The following is a 16874-nucleotide window of genomic DNA, read 5'->3' on the forward strand; positions in this document are numbered from 1 at the left end:
CCAGATCTTGAAATCGAAGACGATCTACCAGAGTTAAATGCAGATTTTGACGAAGAGACTCTGTCTGAATTCAACGATGAAGATGACTTGGAAACTCTACTTTCTGAGCCACAAACAGAATCTGAATTACCAGAAGTCAATGAAGCCGAAATTGAAAAAGAATTTATGGCTGACTTTACCCAAGCAGACTTTGATGCTCTACTCAGCGAACTGGATGGCCCTAGTGACTTTGAAGCCGAAAATGCGGAAAATTTTGAAGTAGATTTCGATAGCTTGTTACAAGACGAATTGGTCGCAGGGGAAGCCCAAGCGTTACCAACGGACGCTGAAGGTACAGAAGACTACTTAGAAATTGAAGACTTACTTGAACAAAGCGACGACCTTGATGGCGATGTTGAACCTTACGTTGGCGCAAATATGGACGTTGGGCTTGGCGATTTTGAAGAGCTTTTAGCGGGTGAAAATACCACGGATGTTGATTTAGAGGACGAAGGATTTGCCGCTAAATTAGATCTAGCAAAAGCTTACATCGAAATTCAAGATTATGATTCGGCTATATCAACGCTCAACGATGTTATTGAGAATGGCCCAGATTCGGTGCAAGCTGAGGCGGAGCTGCTTAAATCCGGTCTTACAGAGTCTTAATACTCACATCTATGATACCGAGCAAACAAAGTAGTTGCCTTGTTTGGCCGGTATCATCATCTACTTCTTAGCTTAAGCGCTTTAATTCACATCGCCAATCGCATAAAATGTCGTTTTTGTTATGGGTTGCGATAGAAAAAGTATGCGAGTAGCGTTAGGCATTGAATATAATGGTGCAAATTATAGTGGTTGGCAGAGGCAAAATCATGTCAGCAGTGTCCAAGAAGAAATAGAAAAAGCGCTATCGAATATCTGTAATCATCCCGTTGAGATAACTTGCGCGGGGCGCACTGATGCGGGGGTTCATGCAACGGGTCAACTCGTGCATTTTGACACGGATTCTGCTCGCGATATGAGCGCCTTTACATTAGGAATGAACTCTCAGCTTCCCGATGACATTGCGGTACGATTTGCTAAAGAAGTCGACCCTGAGTTCCATGCTCGTTTTTCTGCGACAGCTCGCCGATACCGCTACGTTATTTATAATCATACCTACAGACCGGGCATTTTACGCAGTGGCGTAACGCATTTTCACCACGAGCTTGATGTTGAAAGAATGAAAGCAGCATGCCCTGTGATGATAGGGGAGCAAGATTTCACGTCTTTCAGGGCGGTACATTGTCAGTCTAATACGCCGTTTCGGAATATCCATCACTTAGAGGTGAAACGCATTGGCAAATATATTGTTATTGATATTAAAGCGAACGCGTTTTTACATCATATGGTGCGCAATATTACGGGTTGTTTACTTGATATTGGTGTTGGCAAGCAAGAGCCAGAGTGGATGGCGGAGCTGCTTGTTGCCAAAGATCGCACGTTAGCAAGTGCCACGGCAAAACCTAACGGATTGTATTTAGTTGATGTGGACTACCCTGAACAATGGCAAATAGAAAAGATGCCGCTAGGGCCTTTATTTTTGCCTGAGGAATTAGCGTAACGGTCATATTTATGTAGTACCTTGTACTCTTAAGACCAGTTTTTTATATCACCTATAGCTAAATCATGATTTAATTGGGAAAAGATGTCTGTCTTTACTGACGGAACAGAATAAAGCACGATAGAGAGTTGCAAATGAGTTGGTTAGAAAAGATCTTACCTAAAACCACAAAATCTTCTGGTAAAAAAGAGATCCCAGAAGGGGTTTGGGCAAAGTGTACAGATTGTGATTCAATCCTATACAAAGCGGAGTTAGAAAAGTCGTTAAACGTATGTCCGAAGTGTGATCATCATATGCGCATAACGGCACGTAAGCGCCTTGAAAGTTTCTTAGATGATGCGGATCGTCAAGAGCTTGGAACAGAGCATGAGCCACAAGACGTATTAAAGTTTAAAGACTCTAAAAAATATTCGGACCGTATCATTCAAGCACAAAAGGCGAGCGGTGAAAAAGACGCTTTAGTTGCAATGAAAGGTCGCGTAAAGGGTATTCCTGTTGCTGCTGTTGCTTTTGAATTTTCCTTTATGGGTGGTTCAATGGCGTCGGTTGTTGGTGCGAGATTTGTAGATGCAGTTAACGTTTGCTTAGAACATAACATGCCATTAATTTGTTTTTCTGCATCTGGTGGTGCACGTATGCAAGAAGCACTTATGTCATTGATGCAAATGGCGAAAACAAGTGCTGCATTGGCCAAGATGAGTGACAAAGGCTTGCCATTTATCTCAGTATTGACCGATCCAACTATGGGTGGTGTTTCTGCATCACTGGCGATGCTTGGTGATATCAATGTGGCGGAGCCAAAAGCACTTATCGGTTTTGCGGGTCCACGTGTTATCGAACAAACAGTACGTGAAACTCTACCTGAGGGTTTCCAGCGCAGTGAATTCTTATTAGAGCATGGTGCGATTGACATGATTGTCGACCGTCGTGAAATGCGTGATACGTTAGCGCGCATTTTAGCGAAGTTTATGGACTTGCCTTCCACTGAACAAGAGCATAGAGTAGCGTAAATTTTTCAAATTGAGCTACTCAACTTATGACGGTTAAACAGCCTAGCCAATCATCAAGCCTTGATGATTGGCTTTGTTATTTAGAAGCAATTCATCCAGCCACCATTGAAATGGGACTTGAGCGTGTAGCGCAAGTTGCCGAGCAAGCCGGATTACTTGAGCCTTTCAGTAAAATTATTCTAATTGGTGGTACCAATGGAAAAGGTACAACGGCGAGATGCTTGGAATCGTTGTTGCTCGCACAAGGGTTTTCGGTTGGTACCTACGCTTCACCACACTTAGTACGCTACAACGAGCGTGTCCGAGTGAATGGGGCGGAGCTTGAAGATCAGTATCACATCGATGCATTTAAATTCCTCGACGACACCCGTAAAAACACTCAACTGACTTATTTCGAGTTTGGTACGCTTGGTGCGCTCAGTATTTTCAAGCGCTGTAAGGTTGATTATATTTTGCTTGAAGTTGGTTTAGGTGGGCGGTTTGATGCGACGAATATAGTCTCGCCATTTGCCTCTGTTATCACGACTGTCGACTTAGATCATAAAGAGTATCTCGGTGATACCCGAGAGCTGGTAGGTTATGACAAAGCTGGCATTTTCCGCAGTGGTAAGCCTGCAATCGTTGGCGATTTAAATATTCCACACACGGTTACAGATTATGGCAACGAAATTGCGGCAGATATGGTGTTATCGAAGCGCGATTTTTATTTTACCCCGCTAGATTCTCAGTTTAGATGGCAATATCTTGATTTTGATTGGCACTTTGACAAACCCGCTATTCCAGCACAAAACGCTGCAACAGCGTTAACAGTACTAGCTAAACTTGAGTTACTACCTAGCTATGATGAAGTGAAGGTTTGTCTGGCCAACTTGCAAGTAGAAGGTCGCTTTCAACAACTCAATACAAATCCATTAGTCTATACAGATGTTGCTCATAATCCAGAATCGGCAAGGTATTTGGCAACTAAGTTACAAGAACTCAAGCAAAAAGGGTTTAAAATTCATGCCTTAGTCGCTATGCTTGCGGATAAAGACAAAGCCAGTGTGCTGAAAGAAGTTACCCAATATATAGATAGCTGGAGTCTAGCTTCACTTTCAGGGCCTCGTGGAGAGCGTGCAGAGAACCTTAGACCACTGCTTGACTCAAGTTGCAATGTTACCTTATTCGATAGTGTTACAGCAGCACTTGATACTCAGCTTGATACGTTTACGAGCGAGCAGGCATTGGTGGTATTTGGCTCGTTCTTTACTGTTGCCGAGGCAATGGAATACTGGCGAAAATAACCAAAAAAGATTTAATGTTTAGTAGAGAGTAAAGTTGTGAACTCAGTATTTATAAATCGCCTTGTCGGAACGAGTATCGTCGTAGTTGCTGCGGTGATCTTTATTCCAAATATCCTTGATGGTGAAAAGGTCCATTACAAGGAAGGATTTCAAGCGATCCCTGAAAGACCTGAGTTCAAAACCATTGATCTACAAGAAAAAGTGGATGCGCAAGCCAAGCTTGCGCCTGAGTTACCCTCTGAGTCAGTGGAAGATATTGACGCCGATGATGCTAAGCTAGAGGGCACAGAGGAGACGACGCTAGCCAATACGCAGCAATCAGATATGTCATCTACACAAGTTGAGGCAAAACCCGTCGCAAAGACTGACAAAGTTGAGGTGGCGAAATTAACGCGTCCTGAGACTGCTAACTTTTCAAAAATGGCCTATGTTATTCAGCTGGGTAGCTTTTCACATAAGTCGAACGTCGATGCACTGACGAAGAAGCTTGCTGACAATGGCTTTAAAACCTTTACAAAACCCGTTAAAACGCCCAACGGTACACTGACAAAAGTGTTTGTCGGACCAGATTTAAATAAAGCTGAACTTGAAGCTAAGTTACCAGAATTAAAGAAATTAACTAAGTTAAATGGTCGTTTGACTCAATTTGAAGTGACAAAATGATCTGGCATTTAGATGCCAAACCTTTTAGAATGCGCCCCACATTAACGACTTATTGGTTACTATGATCTGGGTTGATTACGCCATTCTTGGTATTGTTGGTTTATCGACTATCTTTGGCTTGCTTCGAGGCTTTGTCAAAGAAGCGATGTCACTTGTCGTATGGATCGGCGCTTTTTTCATCTCTAGTATATTTTATCAATATCTCGCAACCTTCCTAACATTCATTTCAGAACCCCTTTTAAGAAATGCAGCCGCAATTGCCATACTCTTTTTTGCGACCTTGATGTTAGGTGGGCTTGTTAACTATGTCTTGAGTGAACTGGTTCAAAGAACTGGGCTCTCAGGCACCGATAGGATCTTTGGGATTGTATTCGGTGGACTCCGAGGTGTGTTGGTCGTTAGCGCCTTACTCTTTTTCCTTGATGCGTTTACCAGTGCACCAGACACGCAGTGGTGGAAAACATCAAACTTAATTCCTGAATTTGGCTTTGTGATAGAGTGGTTTTTCTCCTATCTTGAACATAACTCGAGCTTTTTAGATTCAGTAAACCGTTAATCGGCGAGGAAATTTTTAATGTGTGGTATCGTTGGGATAGTCGGAACATCTCCTGTTAATCAGGCGATTTATGACGGCTTAACTGTTTTGCAACACCGCGGCCAAGATGCGGCTGGCATTATTACCATTGACAACAATACGTTTAGCTTACGAAAAGCAAACGGTCTAGTGAAAGACGTATTTCATACAAGACACATGAAACGCCTACAGGGCAACATTGGTCTTGGTCATGTACGTTATCCTACTGCTGGTTCTTCAAGCTCAGCAGAAGCTCAACCTTTTTACGTAAACTCTCCATTTGGTATTGCCCTTGCGCACAACGGCAACTTAACCAATGCAGAAAAATTAAAGGAGCGTTTGTTTACTCAAGCGCGTCGCCACGTTAATACTACGTCTGATTCAGAGATCCTGCTGAACATCTTAGCTCACGAGCTTGGCAAAACAGACAAGATGAAATTAGACGCGGAAGACATGTTTACGGCAGTAACTGAGGTTGTGTCTATTGTTTCTGGTGGTTACGCGAGTATCGCGATGATCATCGGCCATGGTATTTTGGCATTTAGAGACCCTCACGGTATTCGTCCGCTTGTTTTCGGTAAGAAAGAAACAGAGCGTGGCATGGAATATATGTTCGCTTCCGAGAGCGTTGCATTGGCAACGGATGGCTTTGAGTTTGTGCGAGACGTTGCACCTGGTGAAGCTATTTACGTAACCGAAAATGGTGAGTTTTTCTCTCAGATTTGTGCTGCTAAAACGACGCTTGCACCTTGTATCTTCGAGTTCGTATATTTTGCTCGCCCAGATTCAAACATTGATAAGATGTCTGTTTATGCGACTCGTGTCAATATGGGTACCAAGCTCGGTGAGAAGATCGCAACGGAGTGGGGCGATAAAGATATCGACGTGGTTATCCCAATCCCTGAAACATCATGTGATATCGCACTTGAAATTGCTTCCGTGCTAGGGCTACCTTATCGCCAAGGGTTTGTTAAGAACCGCTACATTGGCCGTACTTTCATTATGCCTGGCCAAGAGCTGCGTAAAAAGTCTGTACGTCGTAAACTTAACGCAATTGACAGAGAGTTTGCTGGTAAGAACGTGCTACTTGTCGACGACTCCATTGTGCGAGGCACAACATCAGCGCAAATCGTTGAAATGGCGCGTGAAGCGGGTGCGAAGAACGTATACTTTGCTTCAGCAGCACCAGAGGTAAGATTCCCGAACGTATATGGCATTGATATGCCTTCTGCATCAGAGCTGATCGCACATGGCCGTGAAGTGGAAGATATCAACGCAAGTATTGGCTCGGATGGGTTGATCTACCAATCCCTAAGCGATTTGATTGCAGCTGTTGGTCAAGAAAATCCAGAGATCTCTCGTTTTGAAACCTCTGTATTTGATGGTCAATACATCACAGGTGATGTTGACCAAAATTACCTCAATCACATTGATGAGTTGCGCAACGATTCTGCAAAGTCTAATCGTGAAGCCGCGATGTCTGCTAGCCTTGAACTACATAACCAAGAAACAGAAAGCGCTGAAAGCGATTAAACTAGCTGGTGATGTGAGTAAGTATTATGCTAAAGAAACCCAAGTTTGACTTGGGTTTTTTATTTAATTTTAACTCAGACAATGACCTAAAATTGATAGACTAGGCCAACATAAGCGAGGTCACTGGTGTCTCTGTCTAGCAAAGGACTAGTGGCAATAACATCATCGAGCTTAGTCCGTGTTATCCCACCAACCAAACTGAGTTGTGCTTTTAACTGATAATGTGCGGTAAACCCTGCAGAATAGTTCACAGCGTCATCAGCAGTTAAATAGCCTACTCGACCACGACTTATATCGATGTTTTTTCCGCTCACCCCATAAATATAATTGACGTAATCAGATTGCTGCCATTCAACGTTACCTACTGCCGAGATTTTAAATCCTCGACCATCGTTGTACAGTGGGATTGATACCGAAAAAGTAGCCGTGGTTGAATCTGAATTATCGGAAATATCACTGTGACCAGCGAGTGTAAACCATAGATAGGTGACACCGTAGTTAACGGTAACATCGCCATTCGGTGCGTCATATCCTTCAAAAACCTCGTCCTCGGATTTCGCATCTCGGAACACACCGTCATAGCCGTCTTGACGATAGCCCAATCCGGAGTAGACAGATAAATCTTCGGTAATAGGAAAGCGATAGCCAATTAAGCTGTCTTTGTTGATAAACCAGTTTCCTTTTTGGATATCGATAATGGGAATTGAGATCAGCTCACTGTCAATGCCTTTCCACGGCAAATCTGCAGCGGCTGCTCCTCCTCCTAGACGAACTTGCCATTCGTCAGATGACGTTTCAATGGCGTGGCTACAAGAAGCAAAAGCGAGAGTGAAGATGGCAGTAGACGTAAGTGCTGACTTGATGAGATACATACAGAATTCCTTTCGTAAGTTAAAGGTTGCGAGAAATTAGAATGTAAGAAGTTTGTTACAAGGCTTGGGAAAGTGCTGTTAGAAAGTGTAATAAATTGTCGGGAAGCGTTGTCTGGTGTGTTAGGAGCTATGTGGCACACTTTCTATTCGCTGTTTCTATGGTTGTTTGCATAAAAGTAGCGAATAGATGAGTGTGAATAAAGGTCAGTTGGATTGTGCGGGCTCGGAATCAGAAAGCAATAAAGTGAGTCCATCAACCAGTTCAAATAGCTCAGGCTCGATATCACTGAGTGGTTTTTCTTGCTTTAATCCCGTCTCAATAGTTTCAGCCAATTTCTTTAGAGTTGGTACGCCAGTGTAACAACAGGCCCCGTGAAACTTATGCACTACTTTTAGCAGCGTTGGGAGATCCTCTGCGTCTTGTGCAGACTCCAACTGTTGCAACGTTTCGGGCACGCTAGAAAGTAGCATGTTAAGCATTTCCAATGCTAAATCAGGTTTATTGCCCGCTCGCTGTAATGCTAATCCCCAATCTAACATTTGGCTAATAAATGGCGGCACACTGTGCTGATGACTCTCGATATTTTTTTGTCTCGCGACTGGTGAAGATACGCTATGGTCGCAAATAATTTGCTTGAGCATATCTTCATCTATGGGTTTAGTCATATAATTACTAAAGCCATCTTTAAGCAATTGCTCTTTTTCACCAGCAAGCGCATGTGCGGTGACGGCGATAATAGGGGTATCCTCATTTAAGGACGAATCTCTTATGCTTCTACAGGCGCTTATACCATCCATTATGGGCATTTGAATATCCATAAATATAAGATCGTATTTCCTTGATTTACATAAACTAACTGCTTGAGCACCGTTATGTGCGGTATCTATTGCCTCTACCTGTTCATTTAACAAAGTACAGATCAACTTCAAGTTAGCATCGTTATCATCCGCAACGAGTACTTTAAGTGGTAAACTTGCGGCTTCAATTTCGTTAGCACTCATGTCTGGGTGGTCTAAACGATAGGGTGCTGCAAGCATTTCGCATAGTTTTCTATGATTAAGCGGTTTGCTTAAACAAGCGTCAGCACCACTGCCAATAAGCGCCTCACGCATGTTATGAGACACGGTATTAACCATTAAGTATAAGTAGTCTGCGGATCCGCGAGCTTGCTTGATGTAACTCTTAACCGTTTGCATTTGGTCGACGCTTGCCATAGAGCCGATTAAACAAATATCGTAATTAAAATCCTGCGCCAAGGCTGTATCAAATTCCTCTTCGGTGAGGCAACGAGTCACTTGCATATCCCATGCTTGTAGCTGTGCCATTACAGCGAAATGAGTATGCTCTTGCGGTTCAAAGTAAAGTACGCGCTTATTTTCCAGCGGCTTGCTTGGTAAATCGTCGTTGTAGAGGCGGTTTGGCAGAGCAAAGACCGCATTAAATGAAAAACAGGTACCACTTCCTGGCGCCGAGTTAAGAGTAATACGACCACTCATCGCCTCCACAATATGCTTAGTGATGATAAGACCAAGACCTGTGCCGCCAAATTTACGGGTGATACTGGTGTCAGCTTGAGCAAATGGCGTAAATAGCGCGTCCTGTTTATCTTGTGCAATACCAACCCCTGTATCGCTGACAGACACTAACAACGAAGACTGAGACTCATCCATCAAGCGATGATTAATATCCACTTTGACTGAGCCTTTCTCCGTGAACTTGATGGCATTACTAATTAGATTGGTCAATACCTGTTTAAATCGCGTTGGGTCGCCAATTAAGTTATCGGGCACTTGGCGATTAACAGAAATGGAAAATTCTAGCTGTTTGTCGTGGGCACTTGGCGCTAATAAGGTCATGACCTCATTGACGGCGTCGCGCAATTCAAACTGGATGTTCTCCAGTTCCATGGCACCAGCCTCTAGTTTTGAGAAATCTAAGATGTCACTGATGATGGTAAGCAGGCTATTTGCGGATAGCTCTATGGTATCTAAATAATCTTTTTGGTGTTTATTTAATGGTGTTTTATAAAGTTGACGAGTAAAGCCAATGACCCCGTTGAGCGGCGTTCTGAGTTCGTGACTCATCTTAGCCAAGAAATCCGATTTTACGCGGTTAGCGTCTTGTGCTTCTTTTTTGGCAATATTGAGCTGAATATTCTGCGTTTCATACTGCTCTAGGGTTTCGCGATAATCACTAGTTGCCTGATCAATGTGCTTTTGCATTTCGTCTTTTTGATTGGCCATCTTTCTGCCAATAACAATCAAGCCTTGGCGCAACAGCTCAAATTCACCCCGCATCGGCTCATTGATAGCGATGTCTTGTTTACCTTCGTTGAGTTTGTCTGTGGCCAAAATCAAACTGGCAATCGGCTTGGTCAGCATACGTGATAATCGCATGGCCAACATAACACTAAGTAAAAAGGAGAAAATAATAACAATAGCACTCAAGATCAGTGCGCGCTGCTGCGATATTAACGCTTGGTCTTTACTGATCTCTACAACTAAAACCGCGAGCGTTGCTGGTTCTGCACTGTGCCAATCGGTTTTTTTGGCTAAATGGTTTTTAACTGGTGAATAAAACACAAAGGTATTTTTTAGTGTAGTGACTTCGGTGGTTTGTAGCTTCTGCACTTCACCAAAATAATGTAATTTGTCGAACTCACTATGATAGTTACTAGTAAGAATAAGCTGATTTTGCTTATCAAACAGCGCGATGCTTTTTACTAGTGGTGCGTGTTTATTGTGTGCTTGGCTTAAAATGCGATGCAAATGCGCTTTATCTTGTTTTTCTATTGGGTATTCTACTGACATGGCCAGTGAATCTGCGATGCGATTTCCCTGACTTATCAGAATTTCCTCAAGCTCTACGTAGCGATTTATAGTAAAATAACCACCAAGTAGCAAGCCAACCAAAAGGGTTGGCAAAAGAGTGAGTAGTAAAATACTGTCACGCAGGTTTAATTTTGTCATAGGGTCAAAAAAGTGCAGAGAAATCTGTAACTAAGATTATCTTTTACCGACGTGATAAGCAAACAAATGAGGAACCCAATGGCACAGATTTTTCGTGCTAAGAAAGCTGCTAAGCCGCCAAAGCAAATAGAATTAGACATAGAATCAATGGACCATCAGGGGAGAGGTGTTGCTCGCCATGAAGGTAAGGTCTGTTTTGTGACTGGTGGCTTAACTGGCGAGCGAGTGAGAGCGCAGGTTGTACAGGCAAAGTCTAAACTGTTAGAAGCAAAGGTGACTAAAGTACTTAATACCTCCAAAGAGCGTGTTAAGCCGTTTTGTCCGCATTACCAGCAGTGTGGTGGTTGTAGCCTGCAGCATCAGAGTGTTGATGGTCAGCTCAATGAAAAGCAATATGCAGTTGAAAAACTTTTTGCGCGTTTTGCTAACATTGAGCAGTTGCCTTGGCAAGCGCCTATTACCTCTACGCCGCTTCATTATCGTCGTGCAGCTCGTTTGGCATGTATTTATGATAAACAAAGCAAAAGCGTGAAGTTGGGCTTTAGAGCAAGTCAGTCGAAGCAGATTGTCGAAATAGCACAGTGTGACGTATTGGTGTCGCCCTTTGATAGTATTTTTAACACGCTAGGTAGGCTTGCACAGTCGCTAAGTGAGTTTAGGCTGATCAGTCATATTCAGCTTTGTCAGGCCGACAACCATAACTATGTGTTGTGTCGTCATACAAAGCCACTGTCCGCTTCGACTCGCGAAACATTACAAAACGCGCTGGAAAATTGTCAGGTTCTGTTTGACGATGGCGAGAGGCCGGTTGTGTACTCCCCCTTGCCGTACTATCACCTTGATGAATTTGGCTTAACACTTGAGTTTAAATTGAACAACTTTATTCAAGTGAATCAATCAGTAAATGAAGCAATGCTGCGCCAAGCGACAGAATGGCTACAGCTGAGTAACGATGAAAGTGTCCTCGACCTTTTCTGCGGGGTGGGAAATTTCTCTTTGGTGCTCGCAAAACAAGCAAAAAATGTAATTGGTGTAGAAGGTGAAGCGCAATCGGTTGCAATGGCTCAGCAAAATGCGCAAACTAATCAAATCAGTAATGTTCAGTTTCACTGTTTTGATCTAACCCAGTCGATTACAGAGGCTGCTTGGTTCGATGCAAATCTGGATGTGTTGGTACTGGATCCATCAAGGCCAGGCGCACTTGAGGTACTACAGCAATTACCTTTAACGGAGTTTACCCGTATTTTATACGTGTCATGCGACCCTGTGACGCTGGCGCGTGATTCTTTGGTGATAGCACAGGCAGGCTTTGAATTAGAAAAGCTTGGCTTAATGAATATGTTTGTCCACACGGGACATATCGAAACCATGGCGCTGTTTAAAAAACAGTGTAAATAGCCTGAGTTTTGAGGCCGTTATTGCTCGAGCATTAGCTAGATAATTTACCCGAAAATGAGGTGGGTAAGTAATTTTAAGGAGGTATCAAAACATGGTTGCTACACGGCAGTCGCATCAAACCACTTTGCCACTAGAGTTTGATGCGCGACTCACTATCTTAAACTTGTCTGAGTCTCAAAGAGACTGGCTGCAAAAGGCCTATGAACTTTGTCCCGCGGATGAGTCAACGGAACATCTCAATAATGCCATCGAAATGGTAGAGATCCTTGCAGATTTAAATTTTGATAGCGAATCCTTAGCAACTGCGTTTTTAACTCCTTATTTTGTTGCTGGAAAGTTGTCCCTCGAGCAAGTGGAAGAAGCGCTTGGCAAAAACATCTCTCTGCTTTTAAAAGGGGTGGAGAATATGGACACTATTAGTACGTTGGCACACCAAAGTTCGGGTAAGGTACAAGTCGATAATATCCGCCGTATGCTACTCGCCATGGTAGAAGATGTGCGTGCTGTAGTGATTAAGCTTGCTGAGCAAATCTGCCATTTACGTGCGGTTAAGAAAGCATCTGAAGAAGAAAGAGTCGTTGCTGCAAAAGCGGCTGCCAATATATTTGCACCACTTGCGAACCGGTTGGGGATTGGCCAATTAAAGTGGGAACTTGAAGATCTCTCGTTCCGTTATTTGCATCCTGATACGTACAAGTCTATTGCCAAGAAGCTTTCTGATAAGCGCTTAGACCGCGAAGCTTATATGGAAAATATGGTTAACTCGGTGGCACAAAAACTTGCGGATGCAGGTATTAAAGCGCAGGTCTATGGTCGCCCTAAGCATATTTACAGCATTTATAAAAAAATGGCGCAGAAAAGCTATGAATTCGAACAGTTGTTCGACATTCGCGCGATGCGTGTGGTGGTAGATGAAATTCAAGATTGCTACGCTGCTTTGGGTATTGTGCACACCAGTTGGCGGCATTTAAACAAAGAGTTTGACGACTATATTGCTACGCCTAAGCAAAACGGCTATCAGTCTATCCACACCGTGGTATTTGGTCCTGAGGGCAAAACGGTAGAAATCCAAATTCGTACTGAGGCTATGCATCGAGATGCAGAGCTTGGGGTAGCGGCACATTGGATGTACAAAGAAGGTGCATTGCCGGGCCGAAACTCAGGATACGAGCAAAAAATTAGCTGGCTACGCAAACTGTTGCAGTGGCAAGAAGAAGTGGTAGATGGCAGTGAAATAGCAGATGAGCTGAAGAATCAGGTTGTCGAGGACCGTGTTTATGTATTCACGCCCAGGGGCGATATCTTTGATTTGCCGTTAGGCTCGACGCCACTCGACTTTGCTTACTACATTCATTCCAACGTCGGGCATCGCTGCATTGGTGCAAAAGTGTTTGGTAAAATAGTGCCTTTCACTTATACGCTGCGCACTGGCGATCAGGTAGAGATTCTTACCCAGAAAAATGCTTCACCAAGTCGAGATTGGTTAAACCCTTCGCTGGGATATATTCATTCTTCAAGAGCGCGCAGTAAGATCCATCACTGGTTTAAGCAGCAAGATAGAGACAAAAATCTTCAAGCGGGTAAGGAAATTTTAGATAGCCATCTGCAAAAACTAGATATTACCTATAAAGATTTAGAACCCGCGATTGACCGCTTTAACTTTAAAGAACTCGACGATTTAATGGTGGCGATTGGTGCTGGTGATATTCGTATCAATCAATTCCTGAACTATGTACAGGATAAACCTGAGGATACTCCTAAGTTAAAAATTTCCTCACCAAAACACACTAAAGGCGACAAAAACGCAGTGGTTGTTGATGGGGTTGGCAGCTTGATGAGCCATATGGCGAAATGCTGTGAGCCGGTACCAGGCGATGAAATTGTGGGTTATATCACGCAAGGGCGAGGTATTGCAGTGCATCGCTCTGATTGTGAGTCATTTGCTCACATTACGGATATACATCCGGAGCGGGAGATTGCGGTCAGTTGGTCTGAGGATGTAAAAGCATCATACGCCATTACATTAAAAATTGAAGCGCACGACCGCCAAGGGCTGATCCGAGACATTAGCTCGGTGCTTGCCAATGAAAAAGTCAACGTGCTCAATATGAATGTACAAACACAAGACGATAAAAACGTAGCAATATTTATGATGAAAGTAGAGGTGGATGACCTTTCTGCTATGCATCGCTTGCTGACTAAATTGATGCAAATCGAAGGTGTTTTTGATGCAAAACGACTGTAATCCTTCTACAACAACGGGGATAGAGCAGCTGCTAGAGATTATGTCGCAGTTGCGTGACCCAAGCACTGGATGCGACTGGGATAAGAAGCAAACCTTTAAAACCATCGTTCCTCATACGTTAGAAGAAGCGCACGAAGTTGCCGATGCTATCGAGCAAAGCGATTTTGTTCACTTAAAAGAAGAGTTGGGGGACTTGCTGTTCCAAGTGGTGTTTTATGCTCAGCTTGGAAAAGAGCAGGGATTGTTTGACTTTGCAGACATAGTGCAAACCCTCAATGACAAATTAGTGAGACGTCACCCTCACGTATTTGAAAAACAGGAAAACTTAAGCAAAGCCGAGCTTGAGCAGCAATGGCACGCCATTAAACAGCAAGAAAAACAGGGGCAAAAAAAGGAAACGTTCGCGGCGGATATTCCGAGCAGCTTGCCTGCATTATCAAAAGCCTACAAAATTCAAAAGCAAGCAGCCAAACTCGGATTTGACTGGCCAAGTTACCACGGCGCGTGGGATAAAGTACAAGAGGAAGTTGCAGAGGTGAGCGAGGCACTGCAAGTCGATCCACTCTCTGAACATACTGCGGAAGAGGTGGGCGACTTGTTGTTTGCGACTGTGAATGTGAGCCGACATATAAAACGAGATCCGGAGCAGCTGCTACGACAAGCCAATGACAAATTTAAAAATCGCTTTGTGCAAGTCGAAGCCGTTCTGAATGAATCTTCACTGTCACTTAAAGATGCGAACCTAGAGGAAATGGATGCTGCTTGGGAGACTGTAAAACGTCGTCAACGTAGTAAAAACTGAGACCGATTTTACTTTTGGGTCGTTAACGAAAATGACCTCGTGATAAAATATATTACCGCTCTAAGTCATTTTTAGCTGGAATGGCTTGGGTGCTTTTGCTATACTATCGCCCCGTCTTGATTCTTATTTAAATTCCAATTTTCCTGAAATTTCTAGGGTTCGCATGAGTACAAAATTTATCTTCGTAACGGGCGGAGTAGTATCCTCCTTGGGTAAAGGTATTGCAGCTGCTTCTTTAGCCGCTATTTTAGAAGCACGTGGCTTGAAAGTAACGATTCTAAAGCTGGATCCTTACATCAATGTTGACCCTGGGACCATGAGCCCTATCCAACACGGTGAAGTATTCGTAACCGAAGACGGCGCGGAAACCGACCTTGATCTTGGTCACTACGAGCGTTTTATTCGCACTAAAATGACCAAGCGTAATAACTTTACACAAGGCCGTGTATTTGAAGACGTGTTGCGCAAAGAGCGCAGAGGTGAGTACTTAGGTGCCACTATTCAGGTTATTCCTCACATCACAAATGACATCAAGCGTCGCGTGCTTGAAGGCGCGGAAGGCCATGATGTTGCTATCGTAGAGATCGGTGGCACGGTTGGTGATATCGAGTCACAACCTTTCCTAGAAGCAATTCGCCAACTAGGCACAGAGCTTGGTCGCGAAAGTGCTCTGTTTATGCACTTGACACTAGTACCTTTCTTAGGCCCTGCGGGTGAAGTGAAAACTAAGCCAACTCAGCACTCTGTGAAAGAGCTTCGTTCAATCGGTATTCAACCTGATATTCTGATCTGTCGTTCGGACCGTAAACTGCCAGCGAACGAGCGCGCGAAGATTGCCCTATTCACTAACGTGGAAGAAAAAGCAGTTATCTCACTACAAGACGTAGATAGTATTTATAAGATCCCTGCGCTATTGAAGTCGCAAGAGCTTGATAACATCATTTGTCGTCGTTTCTACCTTGAACGTCCAGAAGCGGATTTATCTGAGTGGGAACAAGTACTTTATCAAGAGTCAAATCCTACTGGTGAAGTGACAATTGGTATGGTTGGTAAATACATTGAATTACCGGACGCATATAAATCAGTTAACGAAGCATTGAAGCATGCTGGTTTGAAAAACCGTTTAACGGTGAATATTGAATATGTTGACTCTCAAGATATCGAGAGCAAAGGCACTGAGTTACTTGAGCACCTTGATGCTATCTTAGTACCAGGTGGCTTTGGTAACCGTGGCGTTGAAGGTAAGATTTTAGCTGCAAAGTATGCACGTGAAAACAAAGTACCATACCTAGGTATTTGTTTAGGGATGCAAGTTGCGCTAATCGAGTATGCGCGTAACGTTGCAGGTCTTACTGGTGCTAACTCAACTGAATTTGATCTTGAAAGCCCACACCCAGTGGTTGGTCTGATCACTGAGTGGTTAGATGCGGACGGTAAGATTGAAGTACGTGACCACGATTCTGATCTGGGTGGCACTATGCGCCTTGGTGCGCAGCTTTGCCACTTAAAAGAGGGCTCTAAGGTGCGTGAAGTATACGGTAATGCCGAAATCGTTGAGCGTCACCGTCACCGCTACGAAGTAAACAACAACTATGTTGCTGAGCTTGAAAAAGCGGGTCTGCAATTTACTGGTCTGTCAGAAGACAAGAAACTAGTTGAGATTATCGAGAATAAAGATCACCCTTGGTTTATCGCGGCTCAGTTCCACCCTGAGTTCACGTCAACGCCTCGTGATGGTCACCCATTATTTGAAGGCTTTGTTGCGGCGGCATACAGCCACCAAAAAGCATCTTCGTAATAAGAAAAAGCCGTGCTCTTGCACGGCTTTTTTGTTGCAGAAGGTTTTGCAATAGGCGCTAAGTGTAGTGTTTATCGCCAAACTTTTTCTTATCTGCCGGTGCGTCAATGTGATACGTGTAAATTCTTCACTTTGCGAAGCAAC

13 protein-coding genes are annotated in these 16874 nt (G+C 43.6%); 11 read left to right on the top strand and 2 right to left on the bottom strand.

Translation table 11 applies throughout. The annotated features are described in order from the left end of the window. The 7 genes from CWC03_RS06745 to purF form a co-directional block, all read left to right on the top strand. A partial coding sequence (locus CWC03_RS06745) for a FimV/HubP family polar landmark protein (RefSeq protein WP_283234887.1) occupies nt 1-645 on the top strand: 645 nt, incomplete at its 5' end. 142 nt (nt 646-787) lie between these two features. After that, nucleotides 788-1582 carry a tRNA pseudouridine(38-40) synthase TruA gene (gene truA, locus CWC03_RS06750; protein WP_138581120.1) on the top strand — a complete coding sequence of 265 codons (795 nt, stop codon included), beginning with the start codon at nt 788-790 and terminating at the stop codon, nt 1580-1582. Nucleotides 1583-1716: 134 nt separating this feature from the next. Further along, complete coding sequence (gene accD / locus CWC03_RS06755) at nt 1717-2592, top strand: acetyl-CoA carboxylase, carboxyltransferase subunit beta (RefSeq protein ID WP_138581121.1); 876 nt, start codon at nt 1717-1719, stop codon at nt 2590-2592. A gap of 26 nt (nt 2593-2618) precedes the next feature. Then, a complete protein-coding gene (gene folC, locus CWC03_RS06760) occupies nt 2619-3875 on the top strand; it encodes a bifunctional tetrahydrofolate synthase/dihydrofolate synthase (protein WP_138581123.1) in 1257 nt (418 codons plus the stop codon). Between the two features lie 36 nt (nt 3876-3911). Further along, entirely contained in the window at nt 3912-4538 is a 627-nt protein-coding gene (locus tag CWC03_RS06765) for an SPOR domain-containing protein (RefSeq protein WP_138581124.1), read from the top strand. A gap of 61 nt (nt 4539-4599) precedes the next feature. Then, nucleotides 4600-5094, top strand: a complete 495-nt coding sequence (locus CWC03_RS06770; RefSeq protein WP_010369359.1) for a CvpA family protein — start codon at nt 4600-4602, stop codon at nt 5092-5094. A gap of 18 nt (nt 5095-5112) precedes the next feature. After that, nucleotides 5113-6645, top strand: a complete 1533-nt coding sequence (gene purF / locus CWC03_RS06775) for an amidophosphoribosyltransferase (protein WP_128727935.1) — start codon at nt 5113-5115, stop codon at nt 6643-6645. A gap of 86 nt (nt 6646-6731) precedes the next feature. Here the strand turns inward: purF and CWC03_RS06780 are convergent, their stop codons facing one another. Further along, entirely contained in the window at nt 6732-7517 is a 786-nt protein-coding gene (locus tag CWC03_RS06780) for a MipA/OmpV family protein (RefSeq protein WP_138581125.1), read from the bottom strand. A 204-nt stretch (nt 7518-7721) separates the two neighbouring features. Next, nucleotides 7722-10487: a two-component sensor histidine kinase BarA gene (gene barA / locus CWC03_RS06785; RefSeq protein WP_138581126.1), complete on the bottom strand. Its 2766-nt coding sequence runs from the start codon at nt 10485-10487 to the stop codon at nt 7722-7724. 78 nt (nt 10488-10565) lie between these two features. On the opposite strand from barA, the gene rlmD reads away from it, so the two are divergent. The 4 genes from rlmD to pyrG all read left to right on the top strand — a co-directional run bounded on the left by rlmD (nt 10566) and on the right by pyrG (nt 16730). Then, nucleotides 10566-11885: a 23S rRNA (uracil(1939)-C(5))-methyltransferase RlmD gene (gene rlmD / locus CWC03_RS06790; RefSeq protein WP_138581128.1), complete on the top strand. Its 1320-nt coding sequence runs from the start codon at nt 10566-10568 to the stop codon at nt 11883-11885. Nucleotides 11886-11976: 91 nt separating this feature from the next. Beyond that, nucleotides 11977-14130 carry a GTP diphosphokinase gene (gene relA / locus CWC03_RS06795; protein ID WP_138581129.1) on the top strand — a complete coding sequence of 718 codons (2154 nt, stop codon included), beginning with the start codon at nt 11977-11979 and terminating at the stop codon, nt 14128-14130. After that, entirely contained in the window at nt 14114-14932 is an 819-nt protein-coding gene (mazG, locus tag CWC03_RS06800; RefSeq protein ID WP_138581130.1) for a nucleoside triphosphate pyrophosphohydrolase, read from the top strand. The genes relA and mazG overlap by 17 nt, the downstream gene beginning before the upstream one ends. Nucleotides 14933-15095: 163 nt before the next feature. Continuing rightward, on the top strand, nt 15096-16730 hold the full coding sequence (gene pyrG / locus CWC03_RS06805; protein WP_010369341.1) for a CTP synthase: 1635 nt from the start codon (nt 15096-15098) through the stop codon (nt 16728-16730). The last annotated feature ends 144 nt before the right edge of the window (nt 16731-16874 follow it).

It is taken from the genome of Pseudoalteromonas sp. S2755 (genome assembly GCF_005886535.1).
Lineage (GTDB): Bacteria > Pseudomonadota > Gammaproteobacteria > Enterobacterales > Alteromonadaceae > Pseudoalteromonas.

Excerpts from the sequence above, each read along its gene's own strand:
- mazG (WP_138581130.1), top strand. The coding sequence starts at position 14,114 with ATGCAAAACGACTGTAATCCTTCTACAACAACGGGGATAGAGCAGCTG.
- purF (WP_128727935.1), top strand. The coding sequence starts at position 5,113 with ATGTGTGGTATCGTTGGGATAGTCGGAACATCTCCTGTTAATCAGGCG.
- CWC03_RS06780 (WP_138581125.1), bottom strand. The coding sequence starts at position 7,517 with ATGTATCTCATCAAGTCAGCACTTACGTCTACTGCCATCTTCACTCTC.
- accD (WP_138581121.1), top strand. The coding sequence starts at position 1,717 with ATGAGTTGGTTAGAAAAGATCTTACCTAAAACCACAAAATCTTCTGGT.
- truA (WP_138581120.1), top strand. The coding sequence starts at position 788 with ATGCGAGTAGCGTTAGGCATTGAATATAATGGTGCAAATTATAGTGGT.
- CWC03_RS06770 (WP_010369359.1), top strand. The coding sequence starts at position 4,600 with ATGATCTGGGTTGATTACGCCATTCTTGGTATTGTTGGTTTATCGACT.
- pyrG (WP_010369341.1), top strand. The coding sequence starts at position 15,096 with ATGAGTACAAAATTTATCTTCGTAACGGGCGGAGTAGTATCCTCCTTG.
- folC (WP_138581123.1), top strand. The coding sequence starts at position 2,619 with ATGACGGTTAAACAGCCTAGCCAATCATCAAGCCTTGATGATTGGCTT.
- relA (WP_138581129.1), top strand. The coding sequence starts at position 11,977 with ATGGTTGCTACACGGCAGTCGCATCAAACCACTTTGCCACTAGAGTTT.
- rlmD (WP_138581128.1), top strand. The coding sequence starts at position 10,566 with ATGGCACAGATTTTTCGTGCTAAGAAAGCTGCTAAGCCGCCAAAGCAA.
- barA (WP_138581126.1), bottom strand. The coding sequence starts at position 10,487 with ATGACAAAATTAAACCTGCGTGACAGTATTTTACTACTCACTCTTTTG.